This is a genomic window from Streptomyces bluensis (assembly GCF_014650715.1).
In the GTDB taxonomy this organism is placed as follows: domain Bacteria; phylum Actinomycetota; class Actinomycetes; order Streptomycetales; family Streptomycetaceae; genus Streptomyces; species Streptomyces bluensis.
The window spans coordinates 116,536-130,488 of the sequence record NZ_BMVM01000009.1; the positions used below are offsets into that span (position 1 = coordinate 116,536).

A 13,953-nucleotide genomic window follows, 5' to 3' on the forward strand; every position below is an offset into this window, starting at 1 on the left:
CGCGGGAGGGTGCGGGTTTCATTCCGCTGCAATGCCGCTGCAATGAACCTGCGGGGCGGCGCGGGGGTTTCGTCGCCCCCGCCGCCCCTACCCGTCCCCTCCCCAGGGGCTCCGCCCCTTCGACCCCGCCAAGGGGGCTACGCCCCCTGGACCCCCAGGGCTTCGGGGCTCCGCCCCGGACCCCGTTTCGGGGGCCGGCCCCCGGACCCCCGCTCCTCAAACGCCGGAGGGGCTGAACGTCAGCCCGTCCGGCGTTTGAGGACGAGGCCGTTCAGGCCGACAGCGGGGGTCTGGGGGCGGCAGCCCCCAGGGACAGGATGGGACGGGTAGGGGCGGCGGGGGCGAGAACTCCGCCGTTACGGCAGGCGGACGTTCAGTCGGTAGAAGCGGGTCGTCTGGGCCGGGTTCTGGTTGTCGTCGCTGACCAGGAGGACGCGCAGGCCGCCGGAGCCATAACCGGTGATCGTCATGCCCTCGATGTTGTCGAGCAGCGGGTTCGGCTGGGGCTGCTTGGCGGTCGCTCCGAGTGTGGGGCAGGTCACGAGGTCGGTGAGGAGGGTCTTCTTCACCAGCCGTACGTCCGCCTGGCCCGTGAGGTTCTCGACCCCGCTGGTGTCCGTGGCGTGCCGCGGGTCCGCGAGGTAGAGGCGGACGGTGTTGCCGACGCCGGAGGTGAAGCCGCGCTCCAGGACCAGCAGCCGCCCGTCGGGAAGGGCGGCGGTCTCCACGACGCCCAGGCCGCTGTCGGCGCGGTAGCCGTACTGGTCCGAGAGCCGGAAGTCCTGGCCGCGGCCCCGGTCCCAGGTCTGGAAGCGGACGATCCCGGCGCTGTCGCCGGAGAGGGCGTACTCCATGGAGGCGAGCAGGGTGCGCCCGCCGGGCAGGAGGGTCAGGCCCTCGAAGGTGCCGTTGGTGACGGCCCGCCCGGCCGGAGCGACCCGGAGCGCCTCCGGTACGGGCAGGCTCCCGCCCAGCAGGCGGCCCTCGCGGTCGTACCGGCGTACCGACGGCTCCTTCTCGGAACTGACGAGCAGCGTGCCGTCCCGGTCGACGACCAGGCCCTCGGAGTCGAGCTCCGCGCCCTTGTCGTCGGCGAGCGGGACGACGCCCGTCGGGCGCAGGGTGCGGGCATCCAGGGTGAAGAGGGCGGAGCGGTCGGAGACCGCGGCGAGGGAACCGTCCCGGTTCACGGCGAGGGCCGAGAAGTTGCCGACGAAGGTGCCCTCGTACGTCGTCTTGTCGAGCGCGTCGGAGAAGCCGTCGATGGAGACGGCGGGCGAACAGGCGTGTGACGGTGACGCGTTGACGGTGGCGTGGGCGTGGGCGGGTCCGGCGGTACCGAGCGTGGTGGCTGCCGCCAGCGCGGCGGTGACGGTCGCGAGGCGGGTTCTGAGGCTTCTGGAGCGCATGCCCGTCACGGTAGAACGGGTGGCGTGCTGCCGGGTGGACTCCCCGTGAATGCTGGGGGTTTCGGGAGATTTCAACCGCCCGCCGGCGGCACGGGCACGGAGGCCTCGCTGGGCTGGTTCGTCGGGACGTACCGCTGGGCGCCCGCGCTGCCGGTGACCGGTACGAGGTCCTTGTGGATGGCCTTCGCTATGCCCTGGATGGTGGTCACGCCGTAGGTCATGGTGCTGTTGCCGTGCGTGAGCACGGAGATCATGTAGTCGTGTCCGCCGCCGTTGAAGGTGCCGATGCTGTGCACGCGCCAGCCGTGCGTGGCACGGGACAGCCAGCCGTTCTTGACGTGCACGGAGACGGTGGAGGGCGCCCCGGCCGGTGTACCCCAGCGCTGCGAGGAGATGACCTGGCCCATCAGCTTCAGGATGTACGCACGGGAGTTGTCACTCAGCACGGAGTTCTTCGCGGTGACGAGCTTGAGCAACTTCTGCTCGTCCTGGACGGTGATCTGGGTCAGCCCCCAGTAGCCGTTCGTGCCCGGCTTGGTCTGCGTCATGCCGGCGGCGGCCAGGAAGCCCTTGATCTTCGTCATCCCGAGCTGCCGCCACAGGGTGCTGGTGGCCGCGTTGTCCGACTTGGTGATCATGGCCTTGGAGAGATCCGCCTCACGCTGGGTGAGGTAACGGTTGTGCTTCTTCGCGTCCCAGAGCAGCGTGGCGAGCACGGTCACCTTGACGACGCTGGCCGAGTCGAAGGCCGTACTGCCGCGCAGGGTGCAGGTGGTGTTCGTGGCCCGGTCGTAGAGCCCGACGGCTATGGTCCCCTTGCGGTTCGCGAGGGCCGCGGTGATGTCCTTCTGCAACTTCGCGGCCAGGCCCGCCCGTCCGGACGTACAGCTGACCTGCGGCGTGGCAGCCGCTGCCGGTGTCGCGGCGGCCACGCACGGCAGAAGCAGTCCGGCGCCGAGGGCCCCGGCGATCACACGTGCACGTCTCGTTGCCCGGTACGTCATGGAGGCTTCCCATCCCCTAGAAGCGAGGCGAGCGCGCTGTCGGCGCACTCGCCTCCTTCGACTCGCGGGGATGGCCGGGAGTTGTACGTGCGTTTGGTCACCGGGACCTGCTCTGCTCGCCAAGCCGCTACCGTCTCGGGCCTACCGTCTCGGGCCTACCGTCGCGGCCCCGCGACGGCGTACACCGCGGTGCCGGCGACCACGAGGACCACGGCCGTCCAGGTGCCCGCCGCCGTGCCGGGCGGCAGCAGCATCCAGGCCGCCACCTGCGTCGGCACACTCGTCGGGGGCGGGGCGAAGAACGAGAACGAGAGCCAGGCGAACGGCAGCGTCCACGCGTACTGACCGCCCAGGAGCGCCGCGCCCAGGGCGGCCAGTCCCATCAGGCCCGCGCTGTCCCGGACGATGAACGCGGTGGTGGCCATGGACTCGCCCATGGTCTGCACGGCGAGCAGCATCGCGGCGACGACCGCGCCGGCGAGCAGCACGTGCGCCGCTCTGCGGGGCACCCAGCGGATCGCGGCCGTCCGGTCCAGCGCGAGGTCCTGCCCGCTGAGGCCGATCGAGGCGGCCATCGCCCCGGTGGCGAGGACGAGCACGGGCGGTCGCGGATCACCGGGCCCCCCGCCGCCGTCCCGGGCGAGTGCCCACACCGCCACCGTGCTGATCAGCACCGCGGCGAGCGACGCGGGGACCTGACGCGAGCGCGCGTACAGCGTCAGCCATCTCACCGGGACGCACCGCCCTTCAGCGCGTCGAAGGGCTCGCCCTCGCAGGAGAGTGCGGCGGCGCGCATCGCGTTGATCCGCGAGAGCTGCTCGGTCCGCCCGAGCGCCTTGAGTTCCTTCCACACCGGGCGGGTCTCGGTGTCGACCTCGCGGCGCGAAATTGCCGCCACTGTGCCGGGAAGCTGCCTGAGGTCCCCGAGGACCCAGCCTGCCGCGACGGTCTGCGCGTACAGGTCTCCCCCCGTGCCGCTCCAGCCGACGGGGGAGCACCCCGGCACCATGCCCTTGGCGATCAGGGCCCGGGTCAGTTCCTCGCCCTTCGCGGCGGCGATGAGGTCGTCGTCGAAGTCGAGGAGCACCGTCTTACGGGACCACCGCGGCGTGGCGCCGTCCGGCGGTACGGCGGTGTTCTCCCGGACCGAGACCGGCGCCCGGCCGCCCAGGGCGCCGTGCAGCAGGCGCAGCGCCTCCTTACCGGGACCCGCCAGTTCGGCGAGTCGGTCCTGGTGCGTCCTGGTCACGCACACCGGGCCGTCGCACACCAGCTCCGCGGCGGCCTTGTCGACGACGTACATCCGGCTCGGCTCGGAGGGGAGGACGAGCAGGGCGAGCGGCGCGCCCGCCAGGACGGGCGTCAGGGCGGCCAGCCGGGCGCGCGGGGTCGCGGCGACCAGCAGCGCGAAGCCGGTCGCGGCCAGGCCGAGCAGCCAGATCGTCTGCCCGAGGTGCACGGAGGCGGAGAACGTGAGGAGCACGTTGCGCACCTCGTCCACCGCCGGTGACAGCAGGGAGACCCGGTTCGGCTCCGTGATGTCGACCCCCTCCGCCGTGGTCGTCCGCGTCCGGCCCAGCGTCGAGTTCATGAGGGCCGTGAACACGAAGGCGACCATGGTCAGCACGGGCGGGGTGAGCGCGGACGGCAGGGCCCGCCCCACACCCATGCCCAGCACGGCGCCCGCGACCAGGAAGAGTGCCCCCACCAGCGAGATCGGCAGCCACCCGAGGTGCGTGTACTCGGTGTGGGCGAGCACCTGGACCCCGCCGATGAGGACGACGAGCGCGAAGGCCGAGGCCAGGGTGATCGCCGTGGTGCCCGCCAGCGTGGCGGCGCGGTGCCAGGCGGGCCGCGGTGTGGTCGTCAGCAGCTCGGGCATCGTCGAGCGGTGGTCGCGCAGGCCCTGCAACGCGCCGAGCCCCACGGCGAGCGGCCACAGGTAGAACAGCAGGGCGCGGGTCCACAGGGCCAGGGACGTCCACTGGGCCGTCCACGCCGTGGTGCCCCTCCACCACGCGGTGCTCACCAGGTACAGGAACGCCAGCGCGGTCGTCAGGACCACAATGCCGGCCCACGGGGCGACGGAACGCCTCAACTCGATGCGCAGAACACGGCCGTTCACCAGGTGCCCCTTCCCTGCTCGGGCCCCTTCAGCAGCGCCGAGTAGCCGCGCTCCAGCGGGCTGTCGCCCACGTGCTCGGGGCCGCCCGCCGCGGCCAGTTCGTCCGGGGTGCCCTGGAAGACCAGCCGGCCCTCGGCGAAGAGCACCACGTCGGTGCAGGCGGCGGCGACGTCCTCCACCAGATGGGTCGAGACCACCACGCAGGTGTCCGTGCCCAGTTCCAGCAGCAGTTCGCGGAAGCGCAGCCGCTGCGCCGGGTCCAGGCCGACCGTCGGCTCGTCCAGCAGCAGGATCGTCGGGTCGTTGACGATGGCCTGGGCGATGCCGACCCGCCGCACCATGCCGCCCGACAGGGCCTTCATCCGCTCGTCGGCGCGGTCCGCCAGTCCCACCCGCTCCACGGCGCGCTGCACCGCCGCCGGGATGTCCGCCTTGGGCACCTCCTTCAGCCACGCCATGTACTCGACGAACTCGCGCACCGTGAAGCGCTTGTAGTAGCCGAACTCCTGCGGCAGATAGCCGATCCGGCGGCGCAGCGCACGGTGCTCGCCCCGGCCGCCCACGGACTCGCCGAGCAGCTCAAGGGTGCCCTCGGCGGGGCGCAGTACGGTGGCCAGCGCCCGGATGAGGGTGGTCTTGCCCGCCCCGTTGGGTCCGAGCAGGCCGTGCACGCCGGTGCCCAGCGAGAGGTCGAGCCCGTCGACCGCCATCCGTTTCCTGCCGGCTCTGACCTTCAGCCCGGCGGCCCGGATCTCCCAGGCGTAGGGCGTCGGTGCGATGTCGGCCGCGCTGAACGCGGGCATCATGTGATGGTCCTTTCCGATGGTCATCGATGGGCTCCCAGCACGGAGTAGGCGCCCCTGCGGGCGATCACGACACCGATGCCGAGCGCGAGGATCAGCCCCCACGCGGGCAGACCGTCCGTCTGCAGGGCGAAGGTCGTACGGCTCGTGGCCAGGGTCGGCGCCACGATCACGCCGGCCCACACGGTCACCAGCGCGACGGCTGCACGGTGCACGCCGACGACACCGCCGAGCGCCAGGGTCGCCGAGGTGAAGGCCAGGCAGGGCAGCAGCCACTGCGCGGCCGTCACCCCCGTCGCCCAGCCACTCACGGAGAGCACGGGTACGACCACGACGAGCACGGACGCGGTGCGCCGCAGCACCAGGTACAGCCCGGCTCTGGGCGCCGAGGCCGTCAGCTCGTACGCCGGGTCGAGGCCGCGCGACCACGACGCCGCGACGCCGAGCACGGGCAGGACCGGGGCGAGCAGCAGCACCAGCGACACCTCGCCGGAGCCGGGGTAGCCGGTGTCGACCAGGTCGAGCAGGAGCGCGAGCAGCGTCACGCTCGCGACCATGGCCAGCCACGGCACCACCGTGGGCGTCAGCCACCTCGACAGCCGCGCCGTCCAGCGCCGTCGGCGCGGCGTCGGGACGATGGCGGCCAACTGCGGTTCCAGTCCGGACCACACGGTGTCGACGAGCGCCGTGACGTCCGGCCCCCACCCGGTGTCGTCCGGCCCCCGCACCGCGACGCCGGAGGCCTGCGCCGCGGCGGCGGTCGCCTGCGCCATGACGGCTGCCGACAGCCGGTCACGGCACACCCGGCACCCCTCCAGATGGGCCTCCAGGGCCCACACCTCGTCGGTGGCCATGTCCGTGTCGCCGCGCGCGTAACCGTCGATCATCCGCATCGACGCGTGTTCCCCACTCGACGCGTGTTCCCCGCTCATGCCAGTGCCTTCCGCATCGCGATCCGGGCCCGGCGGGCACGGGTCTTGACCGTGCCCTCGGGCAGCCCGAGCAGGACCGCCGTCTCCCGGACGGACAGTCCGTCGAGCACCATGGCCTGCAGTACCTGCCGGAGCTCCGGCGCGAGGCGCCGCAGCGCGTCCCCGACGTCACCGCCGACGGTCGCCGCGAGCGCTTCCTCCTCGGCGGCGGGGACCATGGGCTGCGAGGCGGCCGCGAGCGGCGGTTCCGCGTGGTGGGCCCTGCGCCGGAACGCGTCGACGAGGCGGCGCGCCGCGATCGTCCACAGCCAGCCGACGGCGGTCCCTCCGGCCGCGGACCCGGCGAACGCGCCCGCCGCGCGCCATACCGCCAGATACGTCTCCTGCATGACCTCGGCGACGATCTGCTCGTCGGCGCAACGGCGCCTCAGCCGCACGGCCATCCACGGCGCGGTGCGCCGGTACAGCTCCTCGAACGCCGCACGGTCGCCCTTGGCCACCAGCCGGACGAGACCCTCCTCGTCCAGCTCACCCGGTGCCTTCCTGAGTGATCTCACACCCGCAAGACGCGGGGCCCGCGCGCCAGGTTTTCTGCACAGCGTGACCTGCGTCACACGCGGGACAGACAGCCCCGCCTGGACGCCGTTCGGCCCGGGCTTCCTGGTCACAGCGACAGCGGCCATCGCCGGTCACGCAGTCGCCACCGTCGCCACAGGCCACTATGTGACCTCTCGAAACGGCGGGCTGGGGCCTCCCCTGCGCGGTGGTGGCACCGCCGTGCGGCAGTTGGCAGCACATGGACGCCCTCGGCCACAACCAGCATGTAAATCTTGGATAAGGTGCGGAGCGCTCTGGCTGCCGAAGCTGGACCGCGCCGGTAGAGGGAAGACGTCGAGGGCTGTAGCCACACCCCATGGTGTGACACCGCGCTCGCCGGCCTGCGCCGATGCAACAGTGCGGCCGCGAGCCGCGATCCGAATGGGGTGGGGCCGGGCGTTCGACACCTGCACGGCCCCTTCCCTCGCGGCAATGAAGGCCTGGAAGACCGGCTTCTACGGAGCCGCCGCCGTCTACATCGGGGGCAAGAACCGTGGCTGCGCCCAGCCCAACCTCACCGCGTCCTGGGTGAAGTCCGTCAGCGCTGCCGGCTGGAAGCTGATCCCGCTCTATGTCGGCGCCCAGCCGCCCTGCCAGACCAGCAGGAACCCGGAGAGGTTCACCGCCTCCACAGCTGCTTCCCTCGGGGCGAGCAACGCCAAGGACGCCGTCGCCAAGGCGACCGCCCTGGGCATGAAGCCCGGCAGCCCCGTCTACCTCAACATGGAGTCGTACGACATCACGAACAAGGCGTGCAACGACGCCACCCTGACGTATGTGCGCTCCTTCACCAAGACCCTGCGGGCCAATACGTACCGCGCCGGGCTCTACGGCTTCAGCAGCTCCAGCGCCAAGGCCATCGCCACCGCCACCAACCGGACCGACCTCCCCGGCAACCTCTGGTACGCGCTGTGGAACAACAAGAACACCACCACCGCCGGCTGGCCCTGGGACCCCAAGCTGTACACCGACCACAGCCGCGCCCACCAGTACATGGTCAACAGCAAGGAGACCCGCGGCGGCCACACCATCACCGTCGACCGCAACGCCTGGGACGCCCCCGTCGCCATCACCGGATAGCAGGTACTGAATGATCGGCCCGGCCATGACCCTCCTTGAGTCACGGTCGGGTCGACCACGCACGCTTGCCCGATTCGACGCGGGCCGCGGGGAGCGGGCGTTTCTTCTGGCTTGATCTTCAACCTGATGTCTCGAAGCTCGCCACATCGGGATCGCGGTGGACGGGTACGGGGAGACGGGCGCCGCGGCTTTCGGCGATCCGGCGCACGTCGGCCAGTGACTCGGCCATCCGGGCGAGCAGGAACCGGAGTTGCGCGGAGGTCGCCCGATGGTCGGCCAGCATCTCGGCCGCGTGGTCGAGGAGGCCGTCGGCCATGCCGAGCTGGAGCCTCTCGACGGTGTCGGCCACCCGGGAGACGTATCCGACGCCGTCCGTCACCACGTAACAGCGCTTGCCCTCCGGCCCCACCCAGGGCAACAGCCGCGCCTCGCCCCTGCCTTCGATGTCGTACGTCACCCCGCCACCTCCAGTCCGTGGCTCAGCTCGTGGGCGACGAGGTAGGGGCGTACCAGGGCGTTGTCCTCGCCGCGCAGGAGGCGGGAGCCGACGCCCCGGGTGGTGGGACGCGCGGCATGCCGAGCCCTGGGGCGCCGGGCCACTCGGGCGGCGGGGAGGCGGCGGCGCCCGCGTCCGGGAAGCAGGCGCCGCAGCAGCGGCTCCAGGAGACGGGCGGTGCGGTGACTCACGTGGTCAACTCCGTGTATCCGTGCAGGCGACGAGGGTGTCGCTTTGTGTAGCTGTCCGGTTACACGGTGGGACTTGCCGGGCTAGGCTCGCCAGGGGGTAGCAGGTGACGAAGCACTGGTCACGAGGGAGTTGACACGGTGGGCAGCATCTACGGCGACTGGCTCAAGGAACAGCGCGAGACGGCGGGGCTGACGCAGCAGCAACTGGCCGACACGGCGATCATGACGCGCTCGCACATCGCCCATATCGAGGCGGGGCGCCGGGTGCCTTCGAAGGAGGACGCGCGGCGGCTGGACAGGGCGCTGGGCACGGGGAACGTGCTGAGCAGTTTCCTGCCGCAGAACGACGTGGCGACCGCCGACTACTTCGAGGCGGTGCGCGTACTCGAACAACAGGCGGTGATGATCTGCGAGTACGCCCCGGCGTTCGTCCCGGGCATCCTCCAGACGAAAAGGTATGCACGTGCGGTGCTGGGCTCGGCGTTCCCTCCGGTGAGCGAGGAGGAGTGTGACAGGCTCGTCGTAACACGCCTTGAACGCGCGAAGATTCTCGAAGATCCGGTGACGCCTGTGGTGTGGGCGCTGCTGGACGAGGCGGTACTGCGGCGCCCCATGGGCAGCGCGGACGTCATGGCGGAGCAGATCACGCACGTGGTTCGCCTCGCCGAGACCGGACGCATCCGCGTCCATGTGATGCCGTTCAGTACGGGCCATTACCCGCTCATGTCGAGCATGCTCACGCTGATGTGGTTCGAGGACCAGCCGCCTCTGGCATACGGTGAGGGCGACCGGATGGGGAAGCTGCACGACTCCCCACCCGTGGTCCGCGAGATGCAGAGTCGCTACGATCTCGCGCTGAGCGACGCCCTGCCACTGAAGGAGTCCCTGGCCCTGCTCAGGGCCACTGCGAAGGAGTACGGGCACCATGACTGACCGAACCATCCCGAACGCGGCCACGCTGAGCGGCTGGCGGAAGTCCTCCCACAGCAACGACGACGCCGGGAGCTGCCTCGAAGTCCTCGACAACCACCCCTCCGGCGTCCCCGTCCGCGACTCCAAGAACCCCCACGGGCCCGCCCTGCTCTTCTCGGCGCCCGGCTGGTCCTCGTTCGTCACAGCGGTCAGGCGCGGCGAGTTCCCCTCCTGAGCGTCCACGGCCGACGACGGCGACCCCAGGACGCACCGAGTCCAGGGGTCACCCAAGGGGCGCCGGGTGATCCCGACTGTGGCGCGCTGAGCTGGTCCTACCTTCCAAGCGTGGGTCTGGGGCGGAAGGGACCGTCGGTCGCGAAGGCATGGGCAGCAACTCGGCCGGATCTCCCAGAGCGGCGATCCTCCCGTCCGGTCCGGTCGCGGTCGGGCCGGGAACCTGCTCAAGGGCCGGACAGCTCACCATAGGGATCCAGCAGCGGGGCCCAGGCTTGCCCGGGATGAGTCGCTGCACGGCCCCGGGGCCCGCCATCCGCAGCACGTTGCCCACCGGCGCCTGCCGACGCCCGGCCAGGGCACCGTCCACCACCAGCTCCTCCAAAGCGCGCGCATCGGTGCGGAACACCAGCCGCACCCCCGAAGGCATCACGGTCACTCCGTAGACCGACGGGTCCTGGTACTGCTCCTTGGTCCACGCGGGCAACCGGCGCGGCATCACCCCTGACGGTGTGGTCTCCAGGTCCAGCGCACCTCGTAACTCCACGGGCCCGCCCACCAATGGAACCGCCCGCATCGCCACCGTCACCGCTCCTGTCCAAGGTCAATGCGCTCCGGAGATGGCATCGGCCTGGTGCCTCCGTGGTTCATCGACGCCCGCCGAACTCCCAGTCGTGGACCTCGATGTCCGCGTACCGCTCCGGAGTCAGGGCGGCCCGTACGCGATCAGCTCGTCCTGGTCGGGCGGCAGGGCGAGGTCGGCGGCCTGCCCCTCGCCGAGGCCGAGCACCAGGTACCGGTTGCCACCGCTCCGGTCACCGGGACAATCCCACATGGTGCGCCCCAGCACGTTGCGCCACCGGCGCAGCAGCACGTCCCGGTACGCACCGGCCTGGTAGGTGGGCTCGTCGAAGGCGAACGCGCGGGCAGCGGCGGGATCGGGCAGATCGACGATGTGCACGCTTCCAGTGGGCGTTTCACCATCATCGGCGAAGGTCCGGCCGCGAGCGATCAGCTCCTTCGCGTACCGGTCCATGTAGGACCAGTGCTCCTCCAGTGACTCCTCGCGTAAGGCGAGGGAGCCCAGCCGGTCCGTGCGCGGTGCGGGCTGCGGCTCGTCCGACGGACTGCGAGCAGCCCGGATGCAACCCTCACGGCCTGTCGCGAGTCAGAGATGCCGCGATGAGGTGAGGGTCCTCGCGCAACCGGGCCGCAGGAATGGCATACGATGCGCCCGAACCTCATAAAGATCACATAAGAGGATGTACACGTCATGATGGTCCGCGCCCAGTATCGTTCTCTTCGCGGCATATCCGCCGTTGCCGCCCTCCTCGCGATCGGCGCGGTGGGATGCTCGGACGTCTCCGATGCCGTCGACAGCGCCAAGGACGGCGCGAAGAAGGCGGCTCGCCAGCGTTCGGTGTTCTCGCTGGACATCGGCGACTGCTACAACCCGAACGGCAAGGCCGAGGGGACGGCGTACGCCGTCGAGATCGTGCCCTGCGACGAAGCGCACGAGGGCCAGGTCGTCGGCGAGTTCGCGATCGACAAGGGCAAGGAGTACCCCGGCGACGACGGGGTCTCGACGATCGCGGACAACCGCTGTCCGGTCGAGGCGCAGAAGTACGCCCCGGACACCTGGGCGCTGCCCAAGGGCGTCGCCCTCTTCTACTACACCCCGACCAAGGAAAGCTGGGCGACGGGTGACCGCGCGGTGAGCTGCACCTACACCGCGGAGAAGGGCACGTTCAGCGGCTCGCTGGACACCGCGAAGTCCCTCAAGCCCGAGCAGAACACGTACCTCAAGGGCTCGAACGCGGTCTACGAGGCTCTGTGGGCGAACCAGCCGGAGAAGGACACTGTCGAGGACGACCTCGCCGGCTACAAGACGCAGGCCAAGGCCGTCGCGGCCGCCCTCGACGCACACGTCAAGGGCCTGGACGGCATCGAGGGCACGGAGGTCGGCAAGCTCCGCGCGACGCTGACGAAGGCGTCGGGGAACTGGAAGAAGGCCGCGAACGCCGCCGACGCCGACGCGTTCTACATCGCCTACGACCCGGCGTTCACCGGCATCGACCCGAGCAAGTCGGTCGCCGCCCGCAAGGAACTGGGCCTGGCCACCACCGTCCCGGCCGACGAGGCCGAGGTCTGGGCGGGCTGACGCTCCATCGGACCAGATGATCGATTCCGGGGGATCGGCTGCGCGCATGAGGTGAGGGAGACCAAAGGGCGGTTCTGACGCCAGACTTGGGCTCCCTCGCCGACGCCGAGCTGGTCACCCTTGCGGTGACGCAGGCTGTGCTCGGGTTCACCTCCGCGCTGCACTACGCGACGTCATCGCGCCTCGGACGGCAACGAGGAGCCCCTGCGCGTGTATCGGCGTCCCGCTGCGCGGCCCCGCGTTCGGCACGCAGGGCCGCGCGGCACAACTCACCGCACACAGCGAGAAGTTCACATTCGTCCAGCTGTGCCCGACCCACCGGATTCCGACACACAACCGCCCCCCATCCTTCACCCAACCGACTACATGCACATGTCACCCTCCTGTCCGTCGGCCGCTCATTCAACCCGCGTAGAACGGACACCCCCTATGCCCGCCACGCACATACGCCGCCGGAGAATCCTGGCGCTGACGGCCTCGGCCCTGCTCGCCGGTCTCACCCTGCCGACGGCAACCGCCTCGCCCGCCGCCGCGACGACGACCGCGTACGACGACACGTACTACGCGAGCGCGATCGGCAAGACCGGTACGGCTCTCAAGGGCTCCCTGCACACGATCATCAAGAACCAGAGGACGATCTCGTACACGGCGGTCTGGGAGGCGCTGAAGGTCACCGACCAGGACCCGAACAACAGCAGCAACGTGAAGCTGCTCTACTCGGGCATCTCCCGCAGCAAGTCGCTGAACGGCGGCAACGTGGGCAACTGGAACCGCGAGCACGTGTGGGCGCAGTCCCACGGCGACTTCGGCACCTCCGCGGGGCCCGGCACCGACCTGCACCACCTGCGCCCCGAGGACGTCCAGGTCAACTCCACCCGGGGCAACAAGGACTTCGACAACGGCGGCAGCAGCTTCACCAACAGCGGCGGCAGCCTGACCGACTCCAACTCGTTCGAGCCGCGTGACGCGGTCAAGGGCGACGTGGCCCGCATGATCCTCTACATGGCCGTGCGCTACGAGGGCGGCGACAGCTGGCCCGACCTGGAGCCCAACGACGCCGTCACCAACGGCAGCGTCCCCTTCCACGGACGCCTCTCCGTCCTGAAGCAGTGGAACGACGAGGACCCGCCGGACTCGTTCGAGCAGCGCCGCAACGACGTCATCTACAACTCGTACCAGGGCAACCGCAACCCGTTCATCGACCACCCGGAGTGGGTGGAGGCGATCTGGTAGGGACGTACCACCGTACGTACCTCCGTCCGGTGTTCGCCTGAACTCACCACTCGGTGTGGGGAGTTCAGGCGAGTACGCCGCCGCACCGGGTCACGTCAGCGGAACCAGAAGAAGATCGTGTCGGGGGTCCGTCCGGTCTTCTGGGCGCTCTCCCACTCGTCGGCCTCGAACCGCATCAGTTCGGCGAACCTGGCCGCCGTGCCACGGTAGTCGGGGCCCAGACGGTGGAGGACGGCCTCGTACGAGCCGGCGAGCTCGGCGGCCCGCTGGGCCGGGAAGATGCCGATCTGCGGGAAGGCGTCACCGGGGTGGGGCAGCCGGAGGGGCGGGCCGCTGAACAGGAACGTGCCCGGCAGGAGGTCCACCGGCACGCCGTACCGGGCCAGTTCGTCGCCCAGGGCGAAGAACCACGAGGGCTGGCGCCACACCCCGAGGTCAGTGATGTCGGAGAAGTGCGATGCCACCACGTGCCGGAAGGCGTACATATAGGCGGGGCACACGTTCGTTGAGACCACGCCCTCGATCAGTTCTTCCAGCGCCTGCGCCACGGAGATGCCGAAGGCGATGCCCTGCTCCCGTAAGCGGAGGTCGGTCTGCATGCATTGCTCGCGTATGAGCCCGAGGCGCCGCTCCTGGTCCGCGGTCCGTTCCACCGCGGTGAGCAGCCTGACCACCTCACGCATGTCACCGGTGCTCATGTCGAGGCTGTAGCCCATGAAGTCCTCCCCCTGCTTCGCCGGTCATGATCGTCGTTCCATGATCCACATGAGGCGACC

The 13,953-nt window shown here is 70.6% G+C and carries 16 protein-coding genes and 1 pseudogene; 5 read left to right on the top strand and 12 right to left on the bottom strand.

Annotated features, from left to right (window positions below):
* Nucleotides 1–356 precede the first annotated feature (356 nt).
* From IE262_RS22430 to IE262_RS22460, 7 genes are all read right to left on the bottom strand, one after another.
* Entirely contained in the window at nucleotides 357–1,409 is a 1,053-nt protein-coding gene (locus IE262_RS22430; RefSeq protein WP_189875992.1) for an esterase-like activity of phytase family protein, read from the bottom strand.
* A gap of 71 nt (nucleotides 1,410–1,480) precedes the next feature.
* Entirely contained in the window at nucleotides 1,481–2,413 is a 933-nt protein-coding gene (locus IE262_RS22435) for a serine hydrolase (RefSeq protein WP_189875993.1), read from the bottom strand.
* Between the two features lie 155 nt (nucleotides 2,414–2,568).
* Nucleotides 2,569–3,144: a hypothetical protein gene (locus IE262_RS22440; RefSeq protein WP_189875995.1), complete on the bottom strand. Its 576-nt coding sequence runs from the start codon at nucleotides 3,142–3,144 to the stop codon at nucleotides 2,569–2,571.
* The gene (locus IE262_RS22445; RefSeq protein ID WP_189875997.1) at nucleotides 3,141–4,538 is read right to left on the bottom strand and encodes a hypothetical protein; all 1,398 of its coding nucleotides are present in this window, start codon (nucleotides 4,536–4,538) and stop codon (nucleotides 3,141–3,143) included. Before IE262_RS22445 ends, IE262_RS22440 begins: the two co-directional genes overlap by 4 nt.
* The gene (locus IE262_RS22450) at nucleotides 4,535–5,368 is read right to left on the bottom strand and encodes an ABC transporter ATP-binding protein (protein ID WP_189875999.1); all 834 of its coding nucleotides are present in this window, start codon (nucleotides 5,366–5,368) and stop codon (nucleotides 4,535–4,537) included. The genes IE262_RS22445 and IE262_RS22450 overlap by 4 nt, the downstream gene beginning before the upstream one ends.
* Nucleotides 5,365–6,273 carry a zf-HC2 domain-containing protein gene (locus IE262_RS22455; RefSeq protein WP_229877394.1) on the bottom strand — a complete coding sequence of 303 codons (909 nt, stop codon included), beginning with the start codon at nucleotides 6,271–6,273 and terminating at the stop codon, nucleotides 5,365–5,367. The genes IE262_RS22450 and IE262_RS22455 overlap by 4 nt, the downstream gene beginning before the upstream one ends.
* Nucleotides 6,270–6,830, bottom strand: a complete 561-nt coding sequence (locus tag IE262_RS22460) for an RNA polymerase sigma factor (protein WP_189876001.1) — start codon at nucleotides 6,828–6,830, stop codon at nucleotides 6,270–6,272. Before IE262_RS22460 ends, IE262_RS22455 begins: the two co-directional genes overlap by 4 nt.
* 421 nt (nucleotides 6,831–7,251) lie before the next feature.
* On the opposite strand from IE262_RS22460, the gene IE262_RS22465 reads away from it, so the two are divergent.
* Nucleotides 7,252–7,950, top strand: a complete 699-nt coding sequence (locus tag IE262_RS22465; RefSeq protein ID WP_189876235.1) for a glycoside hydrolase domain-containing protein — start codon at nucleotides 7,252–7,254, stop codon at nucleotides 7,948–7,950.
* A gap of 118 nt (nucleotides 7,951–8,068) precedes the next feature.
* Here the strand turns inward: IE262_RS22465 and IE262_RS22470 are convergent, their stop codons facing one another.
* Both IE262_RS22470 and IE262_RS22475 read right to left on the bottom strand, forming a co-directional pair.
* Nucleotides 8,069–8,407, bottom strand: a complete 339-nt coding sequence (locus tag IE262_RS22470; protein WP_229877395.1) for a hypothetical protein — start codon at nucleotides 8,405–8,407, stop codon at nucleotides 8,069–8,071.
* Nucleotides 8,404–8,637 carry a hypothetical protein gene (locus tag IE262_RS22475; protein WP_134035881.1) on the bottom strand — a complete coding sequence of 78 codons (234 nt, stop codon included), beginning with the start codon at nucleotides 8,635–8,637 and terminating at the stop codon, nucleotides 8,404–8,406. Before IE262_RS22475 ends, IE262_RS22470 begins: the two co-directional genes overlap by 4 nt.
* Before the next feature lie 138 nt (nucleotides 8,638–8,775).
* Here IE262_RS22475 and IE262_RS22480 point away from each other — a divergent pair, with 138 nt between their 5' ends.
* Nucleotides 8,776–9,570 (top strand): helix-turn-helix domain-containing protein, encoded by a 795-nt coding sequence (locus IE262_RS22480; protein ID WP_189876003.1) that lies wholly within the window; start codon nucleotides 8,776–8,778, stop codon nucleotides 9,568–9,570.
* Nucleotides 9,563–9,784 carry a DUF397 domain-containing protein gene (locus tag IE262_RS22485; RefSeq protein WP_189876005.1) on the top strand — a complete coding sequence of 74 codons (222 nt, stop codon included), beginning with the start codon at nucleotides 9,563–9,565 and terminating at the stop codon, nucleotides 9,782–9,784. Before IE262_RS22480 ends, IE262_RS22485 begins: the two co-directional genes overlap by 8 nt.
* A gap of 48 nt (nucleotides 9,785–9,832) precedes the next feature.
* Here the strand turns inward: IE262_RS22485 and IE262_RS40555 are convergent, their stop codons facing one another.
* Entirely contained in the window at nucleotides 9,833–10,360 is a 528-nt protein-coding gene (locus IE262_RS40555; protein WP_373305108.1) for a hypothetical protein, read from the bottom strand.
* A 70-nt stretch (nucleotides 10,361–10,430) separates the two neighbouring features.
* A pseudogene (locus IE262_RS22490) lies at nucleotides 10,431–10,927 on the bottom strand (YciI family protein).
* 129 nt (nucleotides 10,928–11,056) lie between these two features.
* On the opposite strand from IE262_RS22490, the gene IE262_RS22495 reads away from it, so the two are divergent.
* Both IE262_RS22495 and IE262_RS22500 read left to right on the top strand, forming a co-directional pair.
* Nucleotides 11,057–11,944 (top strand): septum formation family protein, encoded by an 888-nt coding sequence (locus tag IE262_RS22495; protein ID WP_189876007.1) that lies wholly within the window; start codon nucleotides 11,057–11,059, stop codon nucleotides 11,942–11,944.
* 429 nt (nucleotides 11,945–12,373) lie between these two features.
* Nucleotides 12,374–13,177, top strand: coding sequence for an endonuclease I family protein (locus tag IE262_RS22500; RefSeq protein WP_134035869.1), 804 nt, complete (start codon nucleotides 12,374–12,376; stop codon nucleotides 13,175–13,177).
* A gap of 95 nt (nucleotides 13,178–13,272) precedes the next feature.
* Here the strand turns inward: IE262_RS22500 and IE262_RS22505 are convergent, their stop codons facing one another.
* Nucleotides 13,273–13,893 carry a DUF7691 family protein gene (locus IE262_RS22505; protein ID WP_189876009.1) on the bottom strand — a complete coding sequence of 207 codons (621 nt, stop codon included), beginning with the start codon at nucleotides 13,891–13,893 and terminating at the stop codon, nucleotides 13,273–13,275.
* Nucleotides 13,894–13,953 lie beyond the last annotated feature (60 nt).

Bases quoted from the DNA above. Each gene is read 5' to 3' on its own strand.
- IE262_RS22430 (WP_189875992.1), bottom strand. From the start codon at position 1,409: ATGCGCTCCAGAAGCCTCAGAACCCGCCTCGCGACCGTCACCGCCGCG.
- IE262_RS22435 (WP_189875993.1), bottom strand. From the start codon at position 2,413: ATGACGTACCGGGCAACGAGACGTGCACGTGTGATCGCCGGGGCCCTC.
- IE262_RS22450 (WP_189875999.1), bottom strand. From the start codon at position 5,368: ATGACCATCGGAAAGGACCATCACATGATGCCCGCGTTCAGCGCGGCC.
- IE262_RS22455 (WP_229877394.1), bottom strand. From the start codon at position 6,273: ATGAGCGGGGAACACGCGTCGAGTGGGGAACACGCGTCGATGCGGATG.
- IE262_RS22465 (WP_189876235.1), top strand. From the start codon at position 7,252: ATGGGGTGGGGCCGGGCGTTCGACACCTGCACGGCCCCTTCCCTCGCG.
- IE262_RS22485 (WP_189876005.1), top strand. From the start codon at position 9,563: ATGACTGACCGAACCATCCCGAACGCGGCCACGCTGAGCGGCTGGCGG.
- IE262_RS40555 (WP_373305108.1), bottom strand. From the start codon at position 10,360: ATGCGGGCGGTTCCATTGGTGGGCGGGCCCGTGGAGTTACGAGGTGCG.
- IE262_RS22495 (WP_189876007.1), top strand. From the start codon at position 11,057: ATGATGGTCCGCGCCCAGTATCGTTCTCTTCGCGGCATATCCGCCGTT.
- IE262_RS22500 (WP_134035869.1), top strand. From the start codon at position 12,374: ATGCCCGCCACGCACATACGCCGCCGGAGAATCCTGGCGCTGACGGCC.
- IE262_RS22505 (WP_189876009.1), bottom strand. From the start codon at position 13,893: ATGGGCTACAGCCTCGACATGAGCACCGGTGACATGCGTGAGGTGGTC.